Source organism: Shewanella psychropiezotolerans, from assembly GCF_007197555.1.
GTDB classification, from domain to species: Bacteria; Pseudomonadota; Gammaproteobacteria; order Enterobacterales; family Shewanellaceae; genus Shewanella; species Shewanella psychropiezotolerans.
Window position 1 is genome coordinate 2882825 of sequence record NZ_CP041614.1, and the last position, 24633, is coordinate 2907457.

Below are 24633 nucleotides of genomic sequence, written 5' to 3' on the forward strand. Positions count from 1 at the left end.
ATGGTTAACACCAATATTGTCAAAATAACATAGAGAATAACAATATGGCTTCATCGTATAATCCGGATACAACGAGTAATATAAGGGCCACTGCGGGCAGCGACTCCCAAGGGAATTACCGCTTCGCATTAGTTTCATTGACTTCACTATTTTTTATGTGGGGATTTATCACCTGTCTTAATGACATCTTGATCCCACATCTTAAGGCGGTATTCTCCCTTAATTACACAGAGGCCATGCTGATCCAGTTCTGCTTCTTCGGTGCCTACTTTCTGGTGTCCATTCCTGCGGGTAAGCTGGTTAAACGCTTAGGCTATCAAAAAGGGATAGTGACTGGCTTGGTGATCGCGAGTCTGGGCTGCGCCTTGTTTTACCCCGCCGCCGAATTCGCCACCTACGGGCTCTTCTTAGGTGCATTATTTGTGCTGGCTTCGGGGATCACCCTATTACAGGTCGCAGCAAACCCCTACGTTAATGCCATGGGTAGCAGCGAGACAGCATCGAGTCGTTTGAATTTGACGCAAGCGTTCAACGCCTTAGGCACCACAGTCGCCCCTTTCTTTGGCGCAGTATTGATATTGTCTGTGGCCTCATCGGCAGCCTCTGATTTGGCACACGCTCAGGCCGAAGCCGAGGTGGTTAAACTGCCTTATCTCTTACTTTCGGGCATGTTGGCAACCTTAGCCCTCATTTTCGCCAAACTGAAACTGCCTAAGATAGAAGCTCATACAGCAGATGACACTGGCCAGATAAGCTATAAGGGCAAGACTAGCGCTCTGCAATCTAGGCATCTGGTATTGGGGGCTGTGGGCATATTTGTTTATGTTGGCGCCGAGGTTTCCATTGGTAGCTTCCTGGTGAACTTTCTCGGTGAGAGTCATATAGCCGGATTGAAAGAAGCCGATGCGGCGCACTATATCGCCTATTACTGGGGCGGTGCCATGATAGGACGATTTATCGGCTCGGTTGTGATGCAAAAAGTCGAGGCGGGTAAGGTACTCGCCTTTAATGCGCTCATGGCCGCTCTGTTGGTGGCAGTGGCCATGACAAGCACTGGCAGTATGGCCATGTGGGCAATACTGGCGGTTGGCTTGTTCAACTCCATCATGTTCCCGACCATCTTTAGCCTGGCATTACGGGATCTGGGTCCTCATACATCACAAGGCTCTGGCATCTTGTGTCTGGCAATTGTCGGCGGCGCAATCCTGCCACTTCTTCAAGGTGTGACTGCCGATGCCATTGGGATCCAACAGGCTTTCTTCTTACCGATTATCTGTTATGGCTTTATCTTGTTCTATGGGGCCAAGGGCTCAAAAATGTAGAGGGTTTTACATCGATATTTAGACTTAAAATGGCGACCTCAGGGTCGCCATTTTTGTGATGGTTAATTGAATCGTGCCAGATGGTCAAAAATAGTTAGCGCTGGGCCAGACTTTACTTGCGTATTGATGGCTTAACTCCTATGATCCACACGTTTTTATTTTAGTCTTGATTTTCAGGCATCCACCGCAGGCGATTTCATGCTTAACTCACCACTTTCTCCCAGCTCGACCGAATTAGTCATCAATGTTTTAGATATGGTTTTATCTGAAGGAAAACCCTTAGACAGAGCTTACTCTCATCATTTCTCGGGCTTACAATTAGCGCCGTCTGAACAGGCTCGTATCACTGTGGTCGCCGGAGATATCCTACGTAAATTAAACCTTTACTGTTATCTTTCCGATGTGAAATATGAAGAGATGTCACGCATGGGCACGCGTTTGCTCAACGTCTGGCACATGTTCCATGAACTCGAACTGCCTAAGATGCAATATGCATTACAGGTGGATGAGAGAGAATATTTTGACCGTTTGGAGAAAGCCAAGGCTCAGCCAGCGTTATGGGACGGTTGTCCTGAATGGTTAGATACCATGGGTCAGGCCCAGCTCGGTGATGCTTGGGCGAAAGAAAGAGCGGCATTAAGTACGCAACCTAAGCGTTATTTACGAGTAAACCTTCTCAAGTGTACTCGTGAAGAGCTAGGCAAGAAGCTGAGAAATGAGCAAGTTCAAACCAAAGAGGTTGAGGGCGTAGATACTGCACTGGAAGTCACTTCCGATTCGGCACTATTTCGCACCGAGAGTTTCAAGAAGGGTTGGTTCGAGCAGCAAGATGCCGGCTCACAACTGGTGGCAGCAGCGGTAGATGCTAAGCCGGGTATGCGGGTTATCGATGCCTGTGCCGGTGCTGGTGGTAAGACCTTGTCCATCGCGGCTCAGATGCAGGGCAAGGGACGTTTACTGGCCATGGATGTCGAGCAATGGAAACTCGATAGTCTGAAACAGCGTGCTCGCCGCGCCAACGCTCATAATGTAGAGACTCGTATCATTGCCAGCTCTAAGACTATCAAGCGTCTTAAACTCAGCGCCGACCGTGTGCTGCTGGATGTGCCATGTTCAGGTTTAGGGGTACTTAAACGTAATCCAGATGCTAAGTGGCGCGATACGCCTGAACGTTTACCTGTGTTGGTTGAGCTACAGAAACATATCCTGCAGAGCTACAGCCGCATGGTTAAAGTGGGTGGCATTTTAGTCTACGCCACTTGCTCTATCATGCCTGAAGAGAACCGAGATCAGATTGATGCCTTCCTGGCTGAAAATGAGCATTTCAAGTTTATCGAAGATGAGAACATCAGCGTGGCTGATTCTGGATTTGATGGCTTCTACTTGGCTAAGCTTGAACGCATCTCTGAGTAATAGATACTCCTTGAGACAGAGACAGAGACAGAGACAGAGACAGAGACTGAAACAGAGGTGGACTTTCCACCTCTGTTCGCCTCTGTTAGCTTATTATTCCCTGATCTGATTCTCTAGTCTTACCTATTTCTCTGGTACCTATACCCTCTGATACCTAATACGCCCCCCTATTGCGAGTCACAATGACGATTCGAAGATAACTAATTCTCAATAACGTGCTGCAGCACACATTTATTCGACATAACATCTTGTTTAATTAACAAATCTTAACCCTATTTATTCCAGATAGGCGTAAAATGATGACATGGCTTTATATATATTATTAGCCAGTATTTAATTAGACGTATTGTAAAGATCTGGGGGATCACTATGTCATTATCGACTACCGAAGACACAAGTCAGAACAAAACCTACCGTGTATGGGACAGACCCACACGCATGTTTCATTGGGTTAACCTGCTATTGGTGCTTAGCCTGATGTTTGTCGGCTTGATTATGTTGTTTAAGAGTGAAATTGGCATCTCGGGGTTAGCAGCCAAGATAGGCCTGAAAGAGCTACACACAGTTATCGGCTATTTGTTCGCAATAAACCTGATCATAAGGCTTGTGTGGGGTTTTATCGGTAATCGATTTGCCAAATTTGCTGACAACGTACCAAAAATCGGGGCCATAAAGCAGTATCAGACGGCCTTACGTGCAGGAGAAAACCCGCAATACCTAGGTCATAACCCCACGGGTAAACTCGCTGTTCTGGTCATCATGCTCATACTGACGGTGATCATGGCGACGGGATTGATCCGCGCCGGTACGGATATCTATTATCCGCCATTTGGGGCGGCAGTGACTCAATATATTGCCGCTGACGGCGTCGATGCCACTAGTATTAAGCCTTACGATGAAACTGGCGTAGACAAGGCTAAGCTTGCCGTGATCAAGCCATACAAAAGCCTGGCGGGCACAGTACACCTGTATAGCGTCTATTTTCTTATGCTATTGATTGTGCTGCATGTCGCGGGTGTGATTATCGCCGAACTACGTCATCAGCCAGGGATAATCTCGGCCATGTTTTCGGGAAAGAAACGAATAGTGGGAACACCGCTGGATAAATGAGTCTAGATGTAGATTTTTTTCCTAGTACTTTACCTAGGCCCTAGATCTTAAGTAAGGATCTAGTTTTTGTCATGTATCAGCCAGCTCACAGGATTAACTTATGCAGCTGGCTGATTTACCTATCTTATCCCTTATCTCATTAGCTTTTGTCTAAATAATGGATATCGGTGGCATCTCTGAGTCTGGTTGCAGCTTGCTCAGGTGTCAGATCTCGCTGAGCTTCGGCCAGCATCTCATAACCCACCATAAACTTCTTTACCGTGGCGGAGCGTAGCAGTGGCGGGTAAAACACGCCGTGTAACTGCCAATGATCACTGCCAGTTAATTCACCTTCTCTGTCTCGCTTGAATGGCGCGAAGTGCCAGCCCATGGAATAGGGGAAAGAACAATTGAACAGGTTGTCATAGCGGCTGGTGAGCTTCTTGATGGCCAAGGCTAGATCGTCTCTTTGCGCATTACATAATTCATCGAACCTTCGAATGTGGCTTTTTGGCATTAAGATGGTCTCGAAAGGCCAGGCTGCCCAATAAGGTACAACGGCCAACCAGTGCTCGGTCTCGACTACGGTACGGCTACCATCTTCCATTTCACGTTTGACATAGTCCAAGAGTAGGTTACGGCCATGCTCTTGCTGATATGCTCTTAAATTATGGTCTTTTTTCCTGACTTCATTCGGCAGGTAGCTATTGGCCCATACTTGTCCGTGGGGATGGGGTTGAGAGCAGCCCATGACAGCCCCCTTGTTCTCAAATGCCTGTACCCAGACATATTCCTTGCCCAACTCGGTTATTTCACTCTCCCAGGCATCAACGACCTGACGTAGCTGCTCTGTGGTGAGCCGAGGTAGCGTCTTGCTGTGATCCGGTGAAAAACAGATCACCCGACTCAAGCCGCGGACGCTTTCACTGCGCATTAGTGGATCGTCATCAAAAGGCGCTGCAGGCGTGTCGGGGGCTAAAGCCGCAAAGTCGTTACCAAATACAAATGTGGATTGATAATCAGGGTTTATCTCACCGCTTATGCGTCGATTACCGGCGCACAAGAAGCAGTCTTTATCATAACTTTGATCTTGTTCATCGGGAGTCGCTTCGTCCTGGCCTTGCCAGGGACGTTTAGCTCTATGGGGAGAGACGAGTACCCAGTCAGCCGTGAGAGGGTTAAATCTACGGTGTGGATGTTCAATAGGATCGAAGCTAGTCATAGTATTTTACAGGAGGATATTGTATACGAATGGATTATATAAGAATGAAGCTAAAAAGCGATAAGAGAATTGTACATTTATCCTATGTTTTTTATATAACTGGCTTATTCAGTAACCAATAGAATTACTATTAAGGTGAAAAATGGCGTTTATCAAACAATACTATATAGGGCTTAGCCCCATCAATGGTATAGTTCTCCCTTTCGATTTAATTTAAATGGTTTAGAAGCTTGGACGCGGTGAGCTGTTTGCTGTCGCCTTGGTTTTTTGTATGAATTGATAGTTATGATTGGAAGGCAAGATTGACCCAACTAGATAATTTTTTTAGCCAGTCAGTAATATTCGACGGTATGCTGGTGTTATTGGAAATGACAGTGGTTGACTTTGACTACAGCGGACCTGTGTTGTCTGCGAAGTTTAGCTCGGCTAAAGATCTGGGCATAGTCACTGAGGGTATTGATGTCGGTGATACTATTCAATCACTCGTCACTGCGAGATTGGACTGGTCTGCGGGTCCAGTCATTGCCTCCGCTAATACGGTGTGCAGCCAGTGTAGCGAGTCACTGTTACCTTGTATTCATCTTGCCGCTATCGCCATCGATTATGTGGCCAGAAAAGCCCCTATCATTCCCTATCCGAGTGAAACCAAACGTGCCGATACCGCACTCAGGTTATTGAGAACTGAGCTGAGTCAACGTTACGATCCTTATCCTAATATGGCCAGACATAGAGTGGTGTACTTGCTATCAACAAGGAAGGGTGCACTGCACCTGAGCGCCCATAAAGGCTATGTCAGTAAATTAGGTCAATACTCAATCAAGACAGATTTAGGCTTTGAGGTGTTGGACCGAGGCAGCTTGCCAAAATTTGTGACTCAAACCGATGTTTATTTACTGCATAGGTTAAGAGAATTAGCCCAAGTGTTGGATGATGAGACGAGAGCTGCTCAGCAAGAGACACTTTCCTTAGGGTTAGGAGAAACGTGTGACAGTGAGTTCCTTTATCAATTAATTTCTACTCAGCGCTGTTTCTGGCTGCATTGCGAGCAAGTCCCCCTCAAGGTCGAGCCGCATTATCTTGATGATTTTGTCGAGCCAGGCGCCTTACTTCAAGTGGCTCCAGGCCAATACCTTGATTTTGCCAGTATGAGTCTGGTGTTGACCGAATTACCCCCATCTCTGGGTGAACTCAGCGATAAACAGCGCACTGAATATGTACAACAAGTTGCAGATGATGACAGGGAATGGGTGCCTAAACTTACAGTGTATCGCAGGGGTATCGAATTTCCCTGGGATGAACAGAGTCATCTGGATTTACAGGTCGCTCGCTTTTCCCTCATCAGCGATGATTTGGAGTGTGGTTTAGTTGACATTTTTGCTCATGCCAGCGAGTCACCGCATCTGCTCAAGCTCGCCGCTGAACTGAGTATTCAGCTGTCCGATTTTCCCCTTCTTTCATCTGGATTTGAACCCATAGTCTGGCATCAGTTTCTACTCGGCGATCGCCAGTTACCTGAAATGTTGAGTCAACAGATGTTTGCCATAAGGCGTCTGATGTTGGCTGGCTGGTCAATTGATTTTCAATTAATCAATCGTTTTAGCTTGGCCCAAGTCCAGACTTGGTATGGAGAGGTGAGTCATCAAGCTGCAGATAAGCAATGGTTCGACCTTGAACTGGGTGTTGAAGTGGATGGCAAGAAGATCAATTTATTGCCCTATCTGGTCAAAGCAATAAGACAGGGCTTGCTGCAAAACTTAAGCGACACAGATACGATACTCATGGAGCTCGACTCCGGTCAGCGTCTGTCTCTGCCCGCCGACAGAGTGAAGCATATTCTCTCTGTGCTGGTCGAGTTGTATGAGAGAAAACCGCTGTCAGTCGATGAGACATTAACTATGTCCATGAATCAGTTGACTCGAATTGCAGAATTGGCTGATCGAGATAAAATAAACAAGAAAGACTGGCATTGGCAGGGCAGTCACTGGTTACAGAATAAGGCTCAGCAACTTTACTCTTATTTAGAAGTGAGTTCAGGTGGCCAAGGCCCAGCAGATCGGGACGCTAAAGCTAAACAAATAGATTTTGCTGTTTCGCCGCCTGTCGGGCTCAATGCGCAGCTTAGAGAATATCAGCAGCTGGGATTAAACTGGTTGCAGTTCTTAAAGGCACACGAATTTTGTGGAATACTCGCCGATGATATGGGTCTGGGTAAAACAATCCAAACCCTGAGTAGTATCTTACTCGATAAAGAGGCCGGTAAACTGTCTGGCCCCTGTTTAGTGGTTGCGCCAACGAGCCTATTAGCCAACTGGTTGCATGAAGCTGGGACATTTGCCCCCGAACTTAGGGTGCTTCTCTGGTCAGGGCCTAAGCGCCACAGTTTACAAGATAAGATTGATAGCAGCGATCTCTTGATCACCAGCTATGGCACACTGCAACAAGATGTTGAGTTTTGGGCCAAGCAACACTTTCATGTGGTGATCTTAGATGAAGCTCAGACCATCAAAAATGTTCGAAGTCGAATTAGTCGAGTGGTTTCCAGCTTATCCGCGACCCATAGACTCTGCTTAACCGGTACGCCTTTAGAAAATCATCTGGGGGAGCTATGGTCACTGTTTAACTTCCTGATGCCAGGTTTCCTCGGTACCTATGCTCAGTTTCAGCGGCATTATCAAGTGCCGATTGAAAAAGAGCAAGATGATGAGCGTCGCCGGGCGCTCGTGCAACGGATTGCGCCGTTCATGTTACGCAGGCTTAAATCTGAGGTCGCCACAGAATTGCCCGATAAAACGGTGATCAATGAATATATAAACCTGACCGAGACTCAGGGGGATCTGTATGAAACGATCCGTTTGACCATGTCTGAAGAGATGAGAAAAGCGGTGTCAGTCTCGGGAGTGAAACGTAACCGTTTAGCCATCAGTAATGCCTTGCTCAAACTCAGGCAGGTCTGTTGTCATCCCGACTTACTCAAACTCGATCACCTCCAGCAATCAGACTTAGCCGGCGCCGATGTCGATACAGTCTCAGTAACATCTGATATTGATGAGCTTGGTGATCAAGGTTCTGCCAATGGAGTGCAGCCTCTCGATGATGTTGGCAGGCTCAATACTCGCTCAGGAAAGTTAAACTGGCTTGCCGCTAAGCTGCCCGGCATGCTCGAAGAGGGCAGGAGAGTATTAATTTTCTCCTCTTTTACCAGCATGCTGAGTCTGATTGGTGAACTTCTGGAAAAGCTAGGCATTAGCTTCGTTGAGCTGACGGGAAAGAGTCGAGATCGAGGGGCACTGGTTGAGCGTTTTCAGCAGCGAGAGGTGCCGATATTCTTGATTAGCTTGAAGGCGGGAGGCGCGGGTCTAAATCTAACTGCTGCCGATGTGGTCATCCATACCGATCCCTGGTGGAATCCAGCAGCCGAGCAGCAGGCCAGTGATAGGGCTCACCGGATAGGCCAGGACAAGTCGGTGTTTGTCTATAAACTTATCTGTAAGGATACCGTTGAGGAGAGGATACAGCTGCTGCAGGAATCTAAAAATAATTTAGCACAGAGTATCTATCAGCAAGAGAGTCTGGCTGTTTCTGAGATGACAGGGGATGACTGGCTTGAGCTATTAAAGCCTATAGAACTGGATGACTAAATCTTGAATAACTCGCTTTGAAAAAACGCTTCTGAATGGGAGTTTTGGATGAATAGCTCTGGCACAAGGGTTCTGTATGGATAGTTTTGGATAAATAGCTCTAGAAGAATAGCCCTGCCTTTTTAGTAACAGGGCTAAATAAACTGATTAAATAGTAGGCCTTTTCGCTCCTCCTCATCTTTTTTCAGGATCACGGCGATTTTTAGTTGCAGCTCTGTCTTGAGCAAATCTGCCGAGCTTTGGGCATAATCGGTATCTTGAATTCGCGAGCGTGCCGCGCTGCTATTAATACTGCTAATTTGGTAGTTATTGACTCGGCTGTCGATGGCGTTACTCTCAGCTCCTGCAACGCTGGCATTGTCATCTATAATCACTGAGGCATCGTCTATAGTGGTCAGTGAAGCACTTGGATTACTCGCATCTAAACCTGAAATAAAATTATTCTGTCCCAGTACTTCTGCCGCGACGACATTGATCTCTTCGGTCAGTTGATCAAGCTCCGCTTGTATGGCTTGTTTATCGTACAAGGGATTACCTGCTTGTATGGTCAAGTCTCGTGCTCTAAGGAGGTTGTCAGTAATTGAAGCATATTGTCCTGCTTGAGTGTTAATTATGCTCTGCTCATCGAGTGCATTTCTTACACGTACTCCTGACTCATTAATACTGGATGTGAGCCTATTGGCGATCTGTAGGCCAGCGGGATCGTCCGAGGCCTTGTTAATCTTGAGCCCGGTACTGAGCTTCTCCATCTGCTCTTTACGTTTCTCTTGCAGTTTCTCAAGGTTACTTAGACTCGATGACTGAATGCTGGGCAATTTCATACCTGTCTCTCTCAAATTGAAACCTGATATTATTATCTAACGGTATTGTCTAAAAAACAAACATATAATCACAGTTACTTAGAGTAAATCAGAGTAATAACCTGCTTGTTATTATTAATCGTTATAACTCGTCATTATCTACTGATTTACTTCTTGAAAGGTCTGGGGACTTGGCTGTGGATGAGCGAATATTTAATTGAGAGAGATATGAGCATAGAAGGGCAATACGCTAGTTATACCGATTGGTATTTTACCTCAGAGTTTAAAAATAATTCTCCGTACTCGAGATAATCCCTATAGAGAAGGAACAATGCTGCGACCATACAAAAAACTTGTTACATGAGCCTGAGCATTGAATTTTGGTAGTTCTGGGTTGAGCCCTGTACGTGAAAATAGCATATAGGTAGCAATAGGACCAAGTAATGCTGTGAGAGTTAACATCGGATATTCAGACCTTAATGCATTTTGATCTTGGTGATGTTTAATCATCTTCACCATACCTTGTAAGTTGTTTATTAGATTCATGGTTGCATCGCGTATGTCAGGGTTGCCAGATATCTCATGAAGGAGACGAAAAACAATATCGCCATAGATATCAAAGGTGACAATGTACGATTTAACTAACGCAACAAGATCGTCGTGCAGATCGTCGGATATCTGCACAAGGCTGAGAGGAGTATTAATGAGTTGGTGATCAATTGCTCTTGCAAATAACACGGCCTTATTACCATATCGTCGGAATAGCGTTGCTTCATTCACACCAGCAATACTGGCAATAGCTTTTGTGGTGGTGGCGGCATATCCGATAGTTAACCATTCGTTAACTACAATACCAAATAGCTTATTCTCGTCAATTTTACGCGGCATCGATACTCCTAATTTGTTTCTTGATCATACCATGTGCAAGCTTTTACTTGCAAAAGAAATGGACCTCCATATAATGCAAGTATCCACTTGCATAAGGGCGGGAATATGACAAATTCACATCACAACCGAAAATCTGACATTATCTATGCTGCACTAGGAGCCAATGAACGCGATATTGTAGATAAAATAAAGCTGCCTTGGTTGCGTCGATTTTTGATTCGTTTCGTTGGTGTTAAGCTGCGCTTACAGTTTACTGGTTGGCTGCAATATCTGATGCCAGTGCCAATCGTGTTGGGGCTGTATATCATGAGTGGATTACTTTATTTGCTATTACCATCTGTGGCGACAATTTTTGTACTGCTTCCTACACTACTGTTGGCCATCATATTGTTCGATATCGTTACAACTCGACTACGCATACGCTTACCGGAGCCCCTCCCTAAGAGTAACGAAGAAAGTGATGTATTTAGTCTGATGCGTAATCGCAGATCTTGTCGTTCTTACCAAACACGGCCATTAACCGATGAGCATGAACAAGCTCTTCTAGAGTCAGTGACTCGACATTTAAAAGAGCCGAAATTCAGTGAGTCAAATATTCGCCTAGAATGGGTACATGCGCCGTTGACTATCTGGCCGGTTGTCAATGCTCGTCATTTTCTAATCGCTATTGCTCCTGCAAAATATGACCGTAAAGCGGTTCTTGATATTGGTAAGACACTCCAAAAAGTTGTCATTGATGTAACGCGAATGGGACTCGGCAGCTGTTGGATCGGTCCTGGTGCTGATCATAACAGTGTTAAATCTGTCTTGAATGAACGATTCGATGAAAACAAAGATGCCATTATTTGTGTTTGCGCGATTGGGTATAAGTCTTGGTATACCCCCTTGTTTATTCGTATTTTTAATGCTCAATTTCATAAACGATTACCCTTGGAGTCGCTGTTTTTTTCAGATAACGACTTGACTCAACCATTAAAAACTACAGGGGAAAGCTTTATTCAATACGAACGCTGCTTCGAAAGTTGTCAATGGTCACCATCGTCTTATAATGGCCAAACAACCCGTTGTGTAGGCACGCAGATTGCTGACGATCAACTACGTGTAGACTTCTATGCAGCGACGTCATCACGATATTATGCAGCAGTGGCAACTGGCATCTGGTGTGCTAATTGGGAGATGGGGTGTGATGAATTGGGCCAAGGTGGTAGCTTTCGAATACTATCAACAACAGAGCGAGGTATTTCTGCCCCTCAAAACGTTAATGAACTACCACATTACGATGTTAGCTGGATCTCTAAAGATACTCTCCCTGCAGGGTGATAATGAGCCTGCGTTTACCACCAGAATCTCTTGGCTCACATAGATAGATCCCTTGCCATGTGCCCAGATTTAAACGGCCATTGGTGATAGGGAGCGTCAATGAAACACCAAGTAAACTCGATTTTAGGTGAGCGGGCATATCATCGGGCCCCTCATAGGTATGGGTATAGTAAAGCTCATTCTCTGGCGCGAGACGATTGAAGTAGCGCTCGAAGTCGACCCGTACACTGGGATCGGCATTTTCATTGAGCGTTAATGCGGCCGAGGTGTGCTGCAGGTGGATATGGGCTAAGCCTACCTTGAGTTTTTTAAGCTCTGGAAGCGCATCATAGACCTCGTCTGTGATCAGATGAAATCCGCGGGGTTTTGCACGTAAATTAACTTCTTTTTGATACCACATGACGACTCTTTAAATTGGACAGTGAGCGAGATTGATATTCAGGTTAACTCATTGGCTGTATTAATGATGCTGGTATTAATGATAAAGGTAAAGAGTGGGGAGTTTACTCTATGGAGTCGCAAGTTTAAGGGGCCTGGATGACTCGGTTTCTACCGGCATTTTTCGCCTTGTAGAGCGCCTTGTCACTGGCATTTAACCATTCATCTAAGCTTTCACCTTCGAGCTCTTTCACCCCTATGCTGCAAGTGATGAGCTGGGAAACACCTGGCAGTTTTATTTGTGAAATAACCTGCCGCAACTGCTCAGCATAGATGACGGCATGCTCACCGTCGGTATCCGGCAACTTGATTAAAAACTCTTCTCCTCCGAAACGTATGACCTCAGCGTCTACAGGCTTGTGGCGTGTAATGGTGTCCGCTACCGCACGTAACACACAATCCCCGTGATATGGCCATGAGTATCATTGATCTGTTTGAAATGATCGAGATCGAGCAAGAGTAGGCTCGTTTTGGTCTGGTGTTTTATCTTGCTTTCTATTGCGTTATTTAAACTGGGTTTTAAGCGTTTTCGATTGTAGATACCTGTCAGTTCGTCGGTATGAGCAAGATAAAATAGGGCATTCTTTTGTTTATTGATGATGTGTGAGAAGAGGGCGCCGAAGACGATACAGTCTATGATGGCGATGGAATAACGTGCAATGACTGGCGTAGATTCTATGTTGAGTGCGAAGCCGAGTCCGAACAAGGCATAGAGAATAGATAGGAGCAGGGCTTGCTTAATGTTAAACAGGAAAAAATAAATAAAAATGGTAGGAAATAGATAGATAAGGCCTTTGTAACCTAAGTAAAGGCAACTGTAACAGATGGCAATGCTCACCATGATGAGTGTGATCTGCTTCTGTAGTACGTTGGCCTTGTATTGCCATTCTCGCAGCAGTGAGAAAAGTAGCGGGGTAATGGCTAAGGAGAAGAACCCAGCGTGTTTGTAGTCACCGATCCCGATCCGATATAGGCTAAAAACACTCAAAGTGATAATCGCAGAAACATGAAAGACGATTGAGGCATTTCTCGGTATTTTATTCACACTATCTACATCCACAACATCTTGCCTCGGTTCGCTCGTTATACATCATTCAGTTTAAAAACCTTAATTCATTAAGTTTTTATCGGTATTTGACTAATAACCTTTAATTATTAAGAGAGATATGGGTTTGATCGCCTATTTATTGCGCACATCTGTATCTTGTGTTCATGGTCGTTTCTCTAGCAAGAAAGTAAATAACGTAAATTTACTAATAATGATAATCGTTAACATTTAGTGTGGCGGCACATTTAATATTTACTATGGTCGATTTGACTCGCCCGAACGATTAGCAATGAAGTCACTAAAAGCTTTACCAGAAGATGCTCCTCAGCTTGTTATCCATGACAAGGTCACGAAAACCACCAGGATAAAAGCAAAAAAAATCCGCGTCAGCAGAGGTTCTCTGTCCATCGCGCGGACCATTCATATTTATGTGTCTATGGCTTTGCTAATACTCATGCTGTTTTTTGCCGTGACGGGGATCACTCTCAACCATCCAGAGTGGTTCGATAGCAACCAAGAGGGGGCACAATACTCAGAGGTGCCACTGCCGGACTATCTCATCACATCTCAAAGCAATGAAGAACAATGGCGTGCAGCCTTAGGTCATTGGATGAAAAGCCAATGGTCTGTAGATATGACTCAAGCACAATTCAGTGAAGATGAGATTTCACTGGTGCATAAGGCGCCGGGTACCTATCAGGTTTTTACCTTAGACCTGCTGGATAACCGGGTTTTTGTCGAGAGCCATCATTACGGTGCTATCGCCGTATTGAATGATCTGCATAAGGGCAGAAATGCCGGCCTCGCCTGGCAATGGATACTCGACATTAGCTCCATGTTAATCATTTTGTTTTCAATGAGCGGTGCCTACTTGTTACTTCCTCAAACCAGAAAGCTTAAAAAGTCACTGTTTTACATGGTCATAGTGAGTAGTAGCTGTGGCTTGGTATATGTCACACAAGTGCTTTAGCGCATTGTATTGGGATAGATAAATCAACGTAAGGAGTTCCATGAAGCGGAAACAGAGACACGTTAACAACATCAGCACAATGAAGCGGTATCTAGCTCGATCACTGCTTTTTTTCTCCTTGATAATAGTGCCGTCTTGGGCCTGTGCCGAGGTCGATGCTGGGCTTGATATTGAGGTTAACTTACCGGAAATAACTCAAGGTCAGTATTTAAGGCCCTATACCGCGGTATGGATTGAAAATGCTAAAGGCAAGCATATCAGCACGCTCGCTTTGTGGCGTTGGGATGAAGGCTATAAGTGGCTTAAAGATATCCGGCGATGGTGGAGAAAAGCCGGGCGTGAAGATAGCCAGTTAGTCGATGGGATGAGCTCAGCTACTCGCCCGGCGGGGAAATATCAGCTGCACTGGGATATGACTGATGTCGACGGTCACGCTGTCCCCAATGGCAAATATACCTTGCTGATGGAAGTGGTCAGGGAGCATGGCGGTAGAGATCTGGTGAGACATAAGTTTGAGTTAGGCTCTGAGGCGTTTACTGCCAAAATAGCTCCGACTGAGGAAACTGGCGAGATCAAGATCCATTTCCAACCTTAACGCTTTTAATCTTTAGCTCGTCATTCATTTACACATTTAATCATGTAATTTATAGGTCAACCAATGAAGAAAACACTGTTAGTTACCGCGAGTCTTACCTTAGTCAGCACCTTGTTAAGTCCCTTTGCTAGTCATACTGCTCAGGCTCATGACCGTTGGATCTTGCCAAGTCATTTCAATGTCTCAGCCGATGCAGGCAAAGGTGTGTGGATCACTTCCGATGTCTCTGCCAGTAATCAAGTGTTCATCTATGATAAGCCCTTCGGCAGCGAAGATGTTCAGGTTGTGATGCCCGATGGCAAACTAGATTCTCCCTCTTCAAGCTACAGAGGCGGCCGTAAGTCTGTGTTCGATTACCAGCTGGCACAGGATGGCACCTATCGGTTCGAGAAAAAAGCCAAACCTAAATACTATTCTCGTTACAAGGTGAAGGGCCAAGATAAGCCCGTGCGCCTTGCTATGGACAAACAGGCGGCTGCCGCAGCGATGCCAAAAGGTGCATATGAGCTGCAAGGCGCCATGTATTTCTCACGCGTCGAGACTTATGTGACCCTTAATAAACCTAACGATGTGGCTTATCAGGCTAAAAATGAATACCTTGAATTGCTGCCTGTGACACACCCGGCGAACATCATTGAAAATGAAGTCACAGAGATGAATTTTCTTTTTCATGGTAAGCCTGTTGAGGGCGTGACGGTTTCTGTGGTCAAGTCCGGCACTCTGTATCGCAATAAAATTGATGCCATCGAACTCGTCTCAAATAAAGCGGGTTCGATAAGTTTTACTCCACCAAGTGCCGGTCTGTACTTGCTTCACGCGAGTTTCGAGCAGAAAAATACCGATACCCGTCTAGCCGATAAATCCGTTAACGAAATATTTCTGACCTTCGAGGCAGGCTTAGAATAACTGACTGCAGATAACTGCAACTGATGTTAGCCCAAACTAAGATCTGGTTTGGGCTTTTTATTATCGGTATAAAAGTAGGGCAGGTTTAGTATGAGTCGCCTATTTAGTCACTGCTGGCGCTAAGGCATTACTCGGTGTATAACTAGTTTAATACACAGAGTTTTTTGGGCTTTAATATGCAACTATTAATTTTAAGGCGGTTAAGCCAGCTGGTTAAAATTGGCCTGATAATGAGCATACTATTTCAGGTTAATTCACTCTCTGCGGCCCCAAATCTGGATCTCAGTGTCCAGGATGTAGACGGGCAGTCATATATATTATCTCAAGTTTCCGGAGAGTTGATTTATATCGATTTTTGGGCCTCTTGGTGTGGACCATGTCGAAAGTCTTTTCCCTGGATGAATGAGATGCACCATAAGTATGCTGATCAGGGGCTTAAGATCATTGCCATCAATTTAGACAATGACATATCACTCGCCCGTCAGTTTCTCGGGCAGATTTCTGCCGACTTCATTATCGCCTATGATCCCGATACTCAGGTGGCAGGACAATTCGATATCTTGGGAATGCCGAGCAGCTACCTGTTCAACCGACAAGGTAAATTAGTCGCTAAACACGTGGGTTTCTATTCCGAGCATAAGGCGGACTATGAAGCCGAGATCTTACACTATCTCAAGCAAGCAAAGCTGGAACAGAGCACAGACAAGCAGTGAGTAAAATGAGTAAGTGTGGGGGAATCCATCAAATTAGAGGCGAGAGATGATGATATTCGAGACAGTGCTGATTAAATCAGTCAGAAGCCTACCGTTCTTGGTGTGTTTATCTTTGACGGCCTGTGCGGGTTTAGGCGTTGAGCCTTGGCAGCGGGATCAGTTTGCCCGTGAAGATATGGCGTTGGACAGTGAGAAACTGGATCTGACCTTGGACGATCATATTTATTTTAGCAAAGAAGGCACCAGTGGCGGCCGAGCACTCGCCGGGGGCGGTTGTGGCTGCAACTAAAACGGTCAATAAGTCACAAGCACGCATTGGAACCGGGCCCGAAATAGGTGCAAGTTTTGGTACCAGTACTATTGAGTCCTCGATTGCCGAAGCGTTATCGATTGCCAGCTTTGCGCTGTTGAGCATGACGAGTTCGGTGGCCATTGCCGCTCAACGAGACTCAGGAGCCGATAATCCAATAGGCAGAGACACTAAACTCGCCGCAGTAATCACTACCGATGAAGCCGTCACCTCAGACTCTGTTGAGACTGATTCACCTCAAATCGATGCCGCCTTACTCTATTATCTGGAACAGGACAGGGTGACGGTAGCCGAGGGGATCTTCAATCTTAAGCTACCTGTAGGCGATAAGCGGCTTTACGAAGGCAAGTTGGTGCTAGATACCTTAACCGGCTCCTCGGCCAATGGCGCTGTGCCCCAAGATGAACGCCAGACTTTTACCCGTCCGTCAGGCAATGGCGAATACAATATAGATTCTGCTAACACCCCGTTAGATGACACCTTCAAAGACACTCGACTTCAGCTCAGTGGCAACTGGGCCGAGATATGGTCGCCTGACTGGAGCAGTAACCATGGGATCTATCTGTCCAGAGAATATGACTACACCTCCATGGGCATTAATTCGGCACTGGAACGCTCGTTTAACAAGAGTAATACTCAGCTTTCATTAGGGATGGCCTATTACTATGATCTGGTCGATCCTGTCGGAGGGCGGCCTGTGGCCATGAGTAAGATGGTGTTTCGGGATGATTTTGACTCCCAAGCAGAGTTCAGGACTGAATTTGATAAGACTCGCCAGATAGCGAGTACCGATAAACAGACTGTGGATCTTAGCGTCGGCTTAACCCAGATCATCAATCGGTATATGCTGGTGCAACTCAGCTATAACCTGTCTTCATTAAAAGGATACATGACAGATCCCTATAAGGTGCTTAGCCTGGTTGATGCGTCGGGAACCAGTGAGGCATATCTTTATGAGAGTCGACCCGATGAGCGTCTCAAACAGAGCTTTTATCTGTTCAGTAAACACGCATTATCCACCGGGGTGACAGATCTGGCTTATCGTTATAGTCATGATGACTGGGGCGTGTCCTCACATACCTTCGAGACCCGTTATAGGTACAACTTCACTTCAACTTTTTTTGGCCAACTGCACCTGAGGTATTATCGACAAGAAGCGGCCAGCTTTTATCGGGCTTTCCTGAATTCGGGGAAGGACTCCCTGAGTATGCATCGGCAGATTATCGTATCGGTAACATGAATGCTTATACCTTAGGCATAAAAATTGGCCATACCTTAGTTGATGGCACTGAGGCCAGCTATCGCCTGGAGTATTATCAACAAGATCCCTATTCTAATGGAGAGCAAGCCAGCGGTCAGCTGGCTCACCATGAGCTATATCCAAGCATTAAGGCGATCATTTTTCAGCTAGGCTTGTCATTTTAGTGGTATCTATTCCGCTGTGTAGCCATGGCATGCATGCTTATAATGTGGTCATTCATGTGGTCAGTTCTGTGATGATTAGCATTCGATGATGAGTGACGTAATGCCCCATCGAGAGGAAAACAGTCTATGAGCGAAGAGCTGTCATTGGCAGCCACTTCCTTGGGACATCTGGCGAGCTTTCATGCCATGGCCAGTCGGTGTGAGGTGCTTATGCGCACAGCCGACAGAGAGCTGGCCTATGCCATGGCCTACCAGGTTTTGCAGGAAACACGGCGCATAGAGAAAAAGTACAGTCGCTTCAATCACACCAGTTTGCTCAGCGGGCTTAATGCCAATGCTGGCGACTGGCAGAATATCGACGTAGAAACCTCGGCGCTCTTGGTGTTTTCGAAACAGTGCTTCGACTTAAGTGATGGCATGTTCGATATTACGGCGGGACCCATATTGAAACTCTGGAACTTTGGGTCAGATGCAAATATGCCTACTTCTGCATCCATCGAGAGGGCACTTAAACATGTCGGCTTTGGTAAGTTGAGCATAGAGGCATCACGGCTTTATCTTCCGCTAGACATGAGCCTTGATTTCGGTGGCATCGCCAAGGAGTATGCCTGTGACAGGGCAGCGAGCCTGTTGACGCTTCATTACCCTCACATACCCGCCCTAGTGAATCTAGGCGGTGATATAGCCTGTGCTTCAGTCGCCGAGAAACCCTGGCAGGTGGGAATAGAAGATCCCAGCGAACTGAACAATGCCACAGGGACAATAAGCTTAACTGGCGGAGGGCTGGCTACCAGCGGCCACACCCGGCGTTATCTACTCAATAAGGGCAAGAGATATGGGCACATACTGAACCTGAACACCGGCTATCCGGTGGAAGGCGCCCCTCTGTCTGTGACCGTTAAGGCCGCCAATTGTTTGGTGGCAGGCATGTTATCCACCATCGCCATGTTAAAAGGCGTCAATGCGCAGGCCTTTATGGCCTCTCAGGATATCGACTTTCATATCTGCCGTTAGCATATTCTTGCTGGTGACTTGTAATATCTTAATGTTTTTGTTAGTTTAATTTTGACATGATATGTCAATTGTTAGCTGGTTAACTTATGGCGTACAACAGATTAATACCTATTGTTATAGTTAAGGAGCAAGGAATGCTGGAAAAATATTTTTATATGCAATTGCAGGAGTCGTGGTTGTTTTCAAATGGCTAGCTATAGTGCTGGCCCCCACAGTAGCGTTGGGAATTATGGGTTAATCGAATTCGATGGCAAGCTTATCGGTCACCCGGATATTGACGGGCATAATGTGTTAACAAGTGAATCGAAAAATAATAAGTGATTCATGCTTATTATAGCGGAGCATTTGTTGTGGAAACAGCTCTTGGGATAGAGGCGTCAGGCAAACCTTAAGTTTGTCACTCTGTTCCTGCCGCCACTCTTGGCACGATACAGGGCTTTATCTGCGGCTTTTAACACTTCATCTGCGCCAAGTGTATGTAGCTTGGTTCTGTTATTGATGCTGTCGGCGACGCCTATACTGACAGTGATATTTACGGTTTTATGTTCTCCACCATTTTGGCCACAATTTTTAGCATCTTTATCGAGAATGGGTCTTTCATAGTGGTCACGAATGACTAGATCATACTTGGCTATTTTACTCCTTAACTCATTGAGATAGGGCAAACATTGATTCGAGTTCTTTCCCTTGAACAAGATAATAAACTCCTCGCCACCATACCTGAATACCGAGGCATTCCCTTCCGTTTGCTTCATTATCTGCGCCACTAGCCTCAACACTTCATCTCCGGTCCTGTGTCCATAGGAGTCGTTAAACAGCTTGAAGTGATCCACATCCAGCATGGCTATAGTGTATAGACCATTTATGTGCTCCATCTCAATTTCTAGTGCCCTACGGCCTTGAAGCTCAGTCAGTTGATCGACAAATGCCAGTTCATGGCTAGAGGTAATAATCCCTAGCAGGAGAAGTGTCGCTGCCAATGAAAAACATATTGCTGAAATTTGAGGGGTATCAAAAAAGATGAGGGCTATAGTTGAAAATAGTAGATTAATGAAGATGGTATGGTCAAAGTTAGCGTTTCTGAATAAGACAATGAATGCGCTAATTAAGGTGAGAAATATTGAGATTATGATGAGCAGCAGCGGTGATGAAGATAATGCCGGTATAGGCTTTAGATAGGCACTCCAGAGCCAACTGACATTTTCATTCGTTATCTGTTCAAGCAGGAGCCAGCACCATATCACTTGAAACAAGATTAATAGAAGATAGTTAATGCCGAATCGAGAGAGCAAACGTTTTTCTGGTAAAAAATGAATCATGAAAAGATTCACAGGAAGAGCAAATACCAATAAGCAGAAAGCGAATTTCTGAATATCCGTCAGGTCAGCAATACCTACATATCTTTGTACCAAATAGAAGCTAACAACCATTAAGAGAGCCACTAGACCTGTAGCTCCTTGATTAAAAGGTTGACTCAAAAAAATGACGATGGAGAGCATGATGTAAGGGAAAGTAGAGATTAAGCTATGGTAAGGAGTTAGAAAAATTAGAAATTGATCAACCGAGATACAAAGCGGCAAGGACAGTAGCAGCGGAAACAGTACCCGAAATGGGGCACTTCTTATGATGGTAAAAGAGAAAAATGACATTTATGTCCCTGTAATTTGCTCTCTATACAGTTTTAGCGGCACTTAACTAATTATTATAGTTGGCTTATTAAGATAACAGTCTAATTTTTTGATTTTGAGTGTAAATAAGCATGGTTTTGCATAACGTGTTCTAGTGACTATGCTTACAGAATAGGCTTGATTAATTCTTAATATAATGGAGTTGGACTTGCAAAAAGTTTATCAAACTTTTCTGGGACTGTTGAGTTTTTTTCTTCCTATTACTTGTTTAATATTATTTATTTTGATCACCATTTTATTAAGAATAAATGGTGATCTTGGGTGGCTTTTTTATATAACTCGGGAATGGTTGGCCGGTAAGGAGCTCTATACACAGCTTATTGAAGTAAACCCACCTATGATCATCTACTTGATGGCACCCGCTGTTTGGTTAGCTAACATGACCGATTTTAGTGCTGCTGGTGCTACTAAAATTTATTTTTCTCTATTTGTACTCATTCCAACTATAGCTCATATTAATTTAAGCAGATTGGTCTTGCCAGAGAAAACTCGGAATGTTTATATCTATGCCGTCATTTTTATCACTTTTGTTGTTCCATTTTATGACTTTGGTCAAAGAGACCATTTAGCTATCATTTTATTAATTCCATATCTGTTTGTTCGATATTTAAAAGTGTCAAGCCAGATAAGGATTAACTCTTTTAAGTTATTTCTTTATGGTGTTTTTGCTGGGATTGCATTATGTTTGAAACCATACTTTATAATTATTCCATTTTTTTCAGAGTGTTTTTTGTTGTATCAGTTCAGAAAGGAGTATCGACTGGTAACGATAGAACCTGTTACTGCAGTTTTGTTTTTTTGTGGCTTTATAACTTCTATATTTATTTTTCATCCTCAGTACTTCTCCCAAATAGTGCCACTGGCACTTGCCACCTACTGGACCTATGGGAAGCCGATTAGCAGTTTCGGTCTGCCATATTATGCGCTTATGGTGATGTTAATTTTTATTGTGGCGAGATATCTCACATCTAAAAAACATCGTGAACTTGTGATGTACTTTAATATCATCCTCTTAGCTTCATTTTTGTCATTTTTAATACAGTCTCATTATAGTTATCAATTGCTACCATTCAAAACAATTTTATTCTTGAATTTTACTTTGACTACTTGTTTATATGTCCATGATAAGGCAGAAATAAAAAAATCCATGATTCTTATTTCTGCACTGGCTTGTTATCTACTGGTGTTCTCGACAGGGCATATATTTTATGATCAAAGGGGGGTAATTCAGAAGTCAATGACTAATATCGAACTACCTAAGTTAAGTGATATTGGATATAAAGGTTTGGATCATACTGCTGAGATGATAAACAATAATTTTACAGGCAAGAACATCTATATTTTTTCGACGAATGTATGGCCATCAGCATTTATTACTTCATATACGAGAGCAATATGGAGCTCGAGCTTCGGTGCACTATGGCCCATACCTGCAATAGCCATGGCTAGGAATGATAGAGGAAGTTTATCTGAAGAAAATGTAAAAAAAATAGATGCGGTAACAAACTACGTCGTGAATATCATTAATCACGATCTTACTATTAATGATCCAGCTATAATTGTAATTGATGTCACTGAGCCACCTTCCTATTTTTATGATGGTTTCGAATTTGAGACGTTTATAAGTCAAAACAAAAAAATGTCTGATATTTTTAAACAATATCAATTAACTGATATAAAGTTCTCTATACATAAAGACAAGAAGTATAAAGTTTATACCAAGAAATCAAATCCTGTTCACGCTAGTTCGGATAAGAAGTAAGTCATAGTGAAAAGGATTATTCAATGAGGGGGATTTATGATCTCTATTATCTGCCCTATGTATAATGAAGAAGGGGCACTAAGACTGTTTTTCAAAACTTTACTTTCGGTATTATCTAAACAAAGTAACTCATTTGAAATCATATGCATAGATGATGGTTGTACTGATGCTACCTTAGAAGAGCTCATTAAGATTAAACAAAAAGTAAAACAGATAAGAATTGTGAGTTTTTCAAGGAATTTTGGTAAAGAAGCAGCCTTAACAGCTGGTTTTATGCTTGCGCGTGGTGATGCAGTCATTCCAATAGATGCTGATTTACAAGATCCACCTGAGCTTATCTTAACTATGCTAGAGCAGTGGCACCTTGGTTATAAAGTGGTATTGGCAAAGCGCGTGGATCGTTCGAGTGATTCATTTTTGAAACGCAGTACTGCTAATTTTTTTTACACCATACATAACCAATTAGCGTCTGAGAAAATTCCATTTAATGTTGGTGATTTTCGATTAATGGATCGAATAGTTGTCGATGCAATCAATTTATTGCCTGAAAGACAAAGATTTATGAAAGGCTTGCTGTCTTGGGTTGGTTTCAAATCGATCACTATTCCCTATACCCGTGAATGCAGGTGTAATGGTGAGTCGAAGTTCAAGTTAATGCAACTCTGGAATCTAGCCATTGAAGGTATAACAAGTTTCAGTACGATTCCGTTGAAAATTTGGAGTTATATCGGTGCTTCTATTTCTTTGATCTCTTTTGCATATGGTTCATTTATTATCATTCGTACCTTAGTTTTTGGCATAGAGGTACCTGGGTATGCATCACTTTTGGTCGTTGTTCTATTTTTAGGTGGAACTCAACTGATTGGAATTGGCGTATTAGGAGAATATATATCCCGAGTTTACCTTGAAACCAAGCATCGACCTCTATATATCATTGAGCGAGAGTACTAACTTATGGAAAAAAAAGCCTATGCTGAACTGGCCGAAAATCAAGATAACCATTGGTGGTTTAAAGGCAGAAGAGAGATCATTGAGTTTTTTCTCCGTCGATATTCAGTCAATCGAGAGGCTAATGCTAAGGTACTCGAAGTCGGTTGTGGTACTGGTGGAAACTTGGCTATGTTAAGTCAGTTTGGCGATGTAACTGCTGTCGAAATGGATGAGTTTTCAAGGGCGTATGTTAAGGAAAAACTGAACATTGAAGTACATTACGGTGCGCTTCCATTTGAAATAGATCTTCAAGATAAACAGTTTGATCTTATTTGCTTATTTGATGTGTTAGAGCATATAGAAGATGATATATCATCCTTAGAGCGAGTAAGTAATCTTTTGAAAGATAAAGGATATTTAATTATTACAGTCCCTGCATACCAATACCTTTACGGTAAACATGATAAAGAGATGCATCACTACAGACGCTATAACTCTGCACATCTATCTTCAATGCTATCTGATTGTGGATTTAGCATTGTCAGCATGAGCTACTTTAATTCCTTTTTATTGCCTATCGCGGGACTGTCTCGGCTGCTAGATAAATTTACTGTTAACGACAGTGCAATAGGAGCTAAACAACCTGCCACTGTCATTAATCAGTTCCTATACCGTATTCTTTCATTTGAAAAACATGTTCTAAAATTTACCCTGCTTCCATTTGGATTATCATTAATATGTATAGTTCAAAAAAAGTAACTTGGGAAGAGATCCAGGAATTCGGACGTTTTGCCGTGGTTGGGCTATTAACGACTTTGATTTACTTTTTCACGGCTAACAGGCTAATGTTAATACTGGCACTGAGTCCATTGTTATCAAATCTATTGTCTTTTGTTATTAGTTTTATTTTTTCATATGTTTTGCAAAGTATTTGGAGTTTTAAAGTGAAGATCAATAAGTCCCGTTTTGTGCGTTTTAGCATTATCTCGAGTGCTAATTTCACGTTAATATTGGTTATCACACTTACTTTTGACTACGTGGGATTCTCTAATGAGAAGGCCATACTATTTATTTGCCTATTATTACCAATCATTAGCTATTTATTTCAAAAATATTGGGTGTTTAATGATAAGACAATATGA

Annotated in this window: 20 protein-coding genes and 2 pseudogenes; 16 read left to right on the top strand and 6 right to left on the bottom strand. The window is 43.8% G+C overall.

Features of this window, described 5'->3' with window-relative positions:
- Positions 1–44: 44 nt before the first annotated feature.
- From FM037_RS12755 to FM037_RS12765, 3 genes are all read left to right on the top strand, one after another.
- Positions 45–1322 carry a sugar MFS transporter gene (locus FM037_RS12755; RefSeq protein ID WP_144046311.1) on the top strand — a complete coding sequence of 426 codons (1278 nt, stop codon included), beginning with the start codon at positions 45–47 and terminating at the stop codon, positions 1320–1322.
- 198 nt (positions 1323–1520) lie between these two features.
- The gene (locus FM037_RS12760; RefSeq protein WP_144046312.1) at positions 1521–2735 is read left to right on the top strand and encodes an RsmB/NOP family class I SAM-dependent RNA methyltransferase; all 1215 of its coding nucleotides are present in this window, start codon (positions 1521–1523) and stop codon (positions 2733–2735) included.
- Positions 2736–3104: 369 nt separating this feature from the next.
- The gene (locus tag FM037_RS12765) at positions 3105–3845 is read left to right on the top strand and encodes a cytochrome b/b6 domain-containing protein (RefSeq protein ID WP_144046313.1); all 741 of its coding nucleotides are present in this window, start codon (positions 3105–3107) and stop codon (positions 3843–3845) included.
- 139 nt (positions 3846–3984) lie between these two features.
- Here FM037_RS12765 and FM037_RS12770 read toward each other — a convergent pair whose 3' ends face one another.
- Positions 3985–5046, bottom strand: a complete 1062-nt coding sequence (locus FM037_RS12770) for a UDP-glucose--hexose-1-phosphate uridylyltransferase (protein ID WP_144046314.1) — start codon at positions 5044–5046, stop codon at positions 3985–3987.
- A gap of 302 nt (positions 5047–5348) precedes the next feature.
- Here FM037_RS12770 and FM037_RS12775 point away from each other — a divergent pair, with 302 nt between their 5' ends.
- Entirely contained in the window at positions 5349–8684 is a 3336-nt protein-coding gene (locus tag FM037_RS12775; protein WP_227993032.1) for a DEAD/DEAH box helicase, read from the top strand.
- Between the two features lie 134 nt (positions 8685–8818).
- Here FM037_RS12775 and FM037_RS12780 read toward each other — a convergent pair whose 3' ends face one another.
- Complete coding sequence (locus tag FM037_RS12780; RefSeq protein ID WP_144046315.1) at positions 8819–9505, bottom strand: flagellin; 687 nt, start codon at positions 9503–9505, stop codon at positions 8819–8821.
- Between the two features lie 294 nt (positions 9506–9799).
- A complete protein-coding gene (locus FM037_RS12785) occupies positions 9800–10372 on the bottom strand; it encodes a TetR/AcrR family transcriptional regulator (protein WP_144046316.1) in 573 nt (190 codons plus the stop codon).
- A gap of 105 nt (positions 10373–10477) precedes the next feature.
- On the opposite strand from FM037_RS12785, the gene FM037_RS12790 reads away from it, so the two are divergent.
- Positions 10478–11692: a nitroreductase family protein gene (locus tag FM037_RS12790; RefSeq protein WP_144046317.1), complete on the top strand. Its 1215-nt coding sequence runs from the start codon at positions 10478–10480 to the stop codon at positions 11690–11692.
- Here FM037_RS12790 and FM037_RS12795 read toward each other — a convergent pair.
- Complete coding sequence (locus FM037_RS12795; RefSeq protein ID WP_144046318.1) at positions 11667–12092, bottom strand: secondary thiamine-phosphate synthase enzyme YjbQ; 426 nt, start codon at positions 12090–12092, stop codon at positions 11667–11669. The genes FM037_RS12790 and FM037_RS12795 overlap by 26 nt on opposite strands.
- Positions 12093–12216: 124 nt before the next feature.
- Positions 12217–12971, bottom strand: a pseudogene (locus FM037_RS30415) (GGDEF domain-containing protein).
- A gap of 496 nt (positions 12972–13467) precedes the next feature.
- Between FM037_RS30415 and FM037_RS12810 the strand changes: the two are divergent.
- The 7 genes and pseudogenes from FM037_RS12810 to FM037_RS12840 all read left to right on the top strand — a co-directional run bounded on the left by FM037_RS12810 (position 13468) and on the right by FM037_RS12840 (position 19111).
- Positions 13468–14148, top strand: coding sequence for a PepSY-associated TM helix domain-containing protein (locus FM037_RS12810; protein ID WP_144046321.1), 681 nt, complete (start codon positions 13468–13470; stop codon positions 14146–14148).
- Positions 14149–14227: 79 nt separating this feature from the next.
- Positions 14228–14743 (top strand): DUF2271 domain-containing protein, encoded by a 516-nt coding sequence (locus FM037_RS12815; RefSeq protein ID WP_144048937.1) that lies wholly within the window; start codon positions 14228–14230, stop codon positions 14741–14743.
- Positions 14744–14806: 63 nt separating this feature from the next.
- A complete protein-coding gene (locus FM037_RS12820) occupies positions 14807–15649 on the top strand; it encodes a DUF4198 domain-containing protein (protein WP_144046322.1) in 843 nt (280 codons plus the stop codon).
- Positions 15650–15879: 230 nt separating this feature from the next.
- Entirely contained in the window at positions 15880–16362 is a 483-nt protein-coding gene (locus FM037_RS12825; RefSeq protein ID WP_185977021.1) for a TlpA family protein disulfide reductase, read from the top strand.
- A gap of 46 nt (positions 16363–16408) precedes the next feature.
- A complete protein-coding gene (locus FM037_RS12830; protein ID WP_407695642.1) occupies positions 16409–16651 on the top strand; it encodes a DUF4266 domain-containing protein in 243 nt (80 codons plus the stop codon).
- Positions 16652–16775: 124 nt separating this feature from the next.
- A pseudogene (locus FM037_RS12835) lies at positions 16776–18097 on the top strand (DUF3570 domain-containing protein).
- Positions 18098–18223: 126 nt separating this feature from the next.
- Complete coding sequence (locus tag FM037_RS12840; protein WP_144046324.1) at positions 18224–19111, top strand: FAD:protein FMN transferase; 888 nt, start codon at positions 18224–18226, stop codon at positions 19109–19111.
- A gap of 377 nt (positions 19112–19488) precedes the next feature.
- Here the strand turns inward: FM037_RS12840 and FM037_RS12845 are convergent, their stop codons facing one another.
- Entirely contained in the window at positions 19489–20553 is a 1065-nt protein-coding gene (locus FM037_RS12845; protein ID WP_229381176.1) for a GGDEF domain-containing protein, read from the bottom strand.
- A gap of 394 nt (positions 20554–20947) precedes the next feature.
- On the opposite strand from FM037_RS12845, the gene FM037_RS12850 reads away from it, so the two are divergent.
- Genes FM037_RS12850 through FM037_RS30420 form a run of 4 tightly spaced genes read left to right on the top strand, consistent with a single transcriptional unit; the run spans position 20948 to position 24633 of the window.
- The gene (locus FM037_RS12850) at positions 20948–22561 is read left to right on the top strand and encodes a hypothetical protein (RefSeq protein WP_144046326.1); all 1614 of its coding nucleotides are present in this window, start codon (positions 20948–20950) and stop codon (positions 22559–22561) included.
- Between the two features lie 36 nt (positions 22562–22597).
- Positions 22598–23512 carry a glycosyltransferase family 2 protein gene (locus FM037_RS12855; RefSeq protein ID WP_144046327.1) on the top strand — a complete coding sequence of 305 codons (915 nt, stop codon included), beginning with the start codon at positions 22598–22600 and terminating at the stop codon, positions 23510–23512.
- Positions 23513–23515: 3 nt separating this feature from the next.
- A complete protein-coding gene (locus FM037_RS12860; protein WP_144046328.1) occupies positions 23516–24250 on the top strand; it encodes a class I SAM-dependent methyltransferase in 735 nt (244 codons plus the stop codon).
- Positions 24229–24633 (top strand): GtrA family protein, encoded by a 405-nt coding sequence (locus FM037_RS30420; RefSeq protein WP_144046329.1) that lies wholly within the window; start codon positions 24229–24231, stop codon positions 24631–24633. Before FM037_RS12860 ends, FM037_RS30420 begins: the two co-directional genes overlap by 22 nt.

Excerpts from the sequence above, each read along its gene's own strand:
- FM037_RS12760 (WP_144046312.1), top strand. The coding sequence starts at position 1,521 with ATGCTTAACTCACCACTTTCTCCCAGCTCGACCGAATTAGTCATCAAT.
- FM037_RS12860 (WP_144046328.1), top strand. The coding sequence starts at position 23,516 with ATGGAAAAAAAAGCCTATGCTGAACTGGCCGAAAATCAAGATAACCAT.
- FM037_RS12790 (WP_144046317.1), top strand. The coding sequence starts at position 10,478 with ATGACAAATTCACATCACAACCGAAAATCTGACATTATCTATGCTGCA.
- FM037_RS12825 (WP_185977021.1), top strand. The coding sequence starts at position 15,880 with ATGAGCATACTATTTCAGGTTAATTCACTCTCTGCGGCCCCAAATCTG.
- FM037_RS12840 (WP_144046324.1), top strand. The coding sequence starts at position 18,224 with ATGAGCGAAGAGCTGTCATTGGCAGCCACTTCCTTGGGACATCTGGCG.
- FM037_RS12810 (WP_144046321.1), top strand. The coding sequence starts at position 13,468 with ATGAAGTCACTAAAAGCTTTACCAGAAGATGCTCCTCAGCTTGTTATC.
- FM037_RS12820 (WP_144046322.1), top strand. The coding sequence starts at position 14,807 with ATGAAGAAAACACTGTTAGTTACCGCGAGTCTTACCTTAGTCAGCACC.
- FM037_RS12765 (WP_144046313.1), top strand. The coding sequence starts at position 3,105 with ATGTCATTATCGACTACCGAAGACACAAGTCAGAACAAAACCTACCGT.
- FM037_RS12830 (WP_407695642.1), top strand. The coding sequence starts at position 16,409 with ATGATGATATTCGAGACAGTGCTGATTAAATCAGTCAGAAGCCTACCG.
- FM037_RS12755 (WP_144046311.1), top strand. The coding sequence starts at position 45 with ATGGCTTCATCGTATAATCCGGATACAACGAGTAATATAAGGGCCACT.
- FM037_RS12770 (WP_144046314.1), bottom strand. The coding sequence starts at position 5,046 with ATGACTAGCTTCGATCCTATTGAACATCCACACCGTAGATTTAACCCT.
- FM037_RS12815 (WP_144048937.1), top strand. The coding sequence starts at position 14,228 with ATGAAGCGGTATCTAGCTCGATCACTGCTTTTTTTCTCCTTGATAATA.
- FM037_RS30420 (WP_144046329.1), top strand. The coding sequence starts at position 24,229 with ATGTATAGTTCAAAAAAAGTAACTTGGGAAGAGATCCAGGAATTCGGA.
- FM037_RS12795 (WP_144046318.1), bottom strand. The coding sequence starts at position 12,092 with ATGTGGTATCAAAAAGAAGTTAATTTACGTGCAAAACCCCGCGGATTT.
- FM037_RS12785 (WP_144046316.1), bottom strand. The coding sequence starts at position 10,372 with ATGCCGCGTAAAATTGACGAGAATAAGCTATTTGGTATTGTAGTTAAC.
- FM037_RS12855 (WP_144046327.1), top strand. The coding sequence starts at position 22,598 with ATGATCTCTATTATCTGCCCTATGTATAATGAAGAAGGGGCACTAAGA.
- FM037_RS12780 (WP_144046315.1), bottom strand. The coding sequence starts at position 9,505 with ATGAAATTGCCCAGCATTCAGTCATCGAGTCTAAGTAACCTTGAGAAA.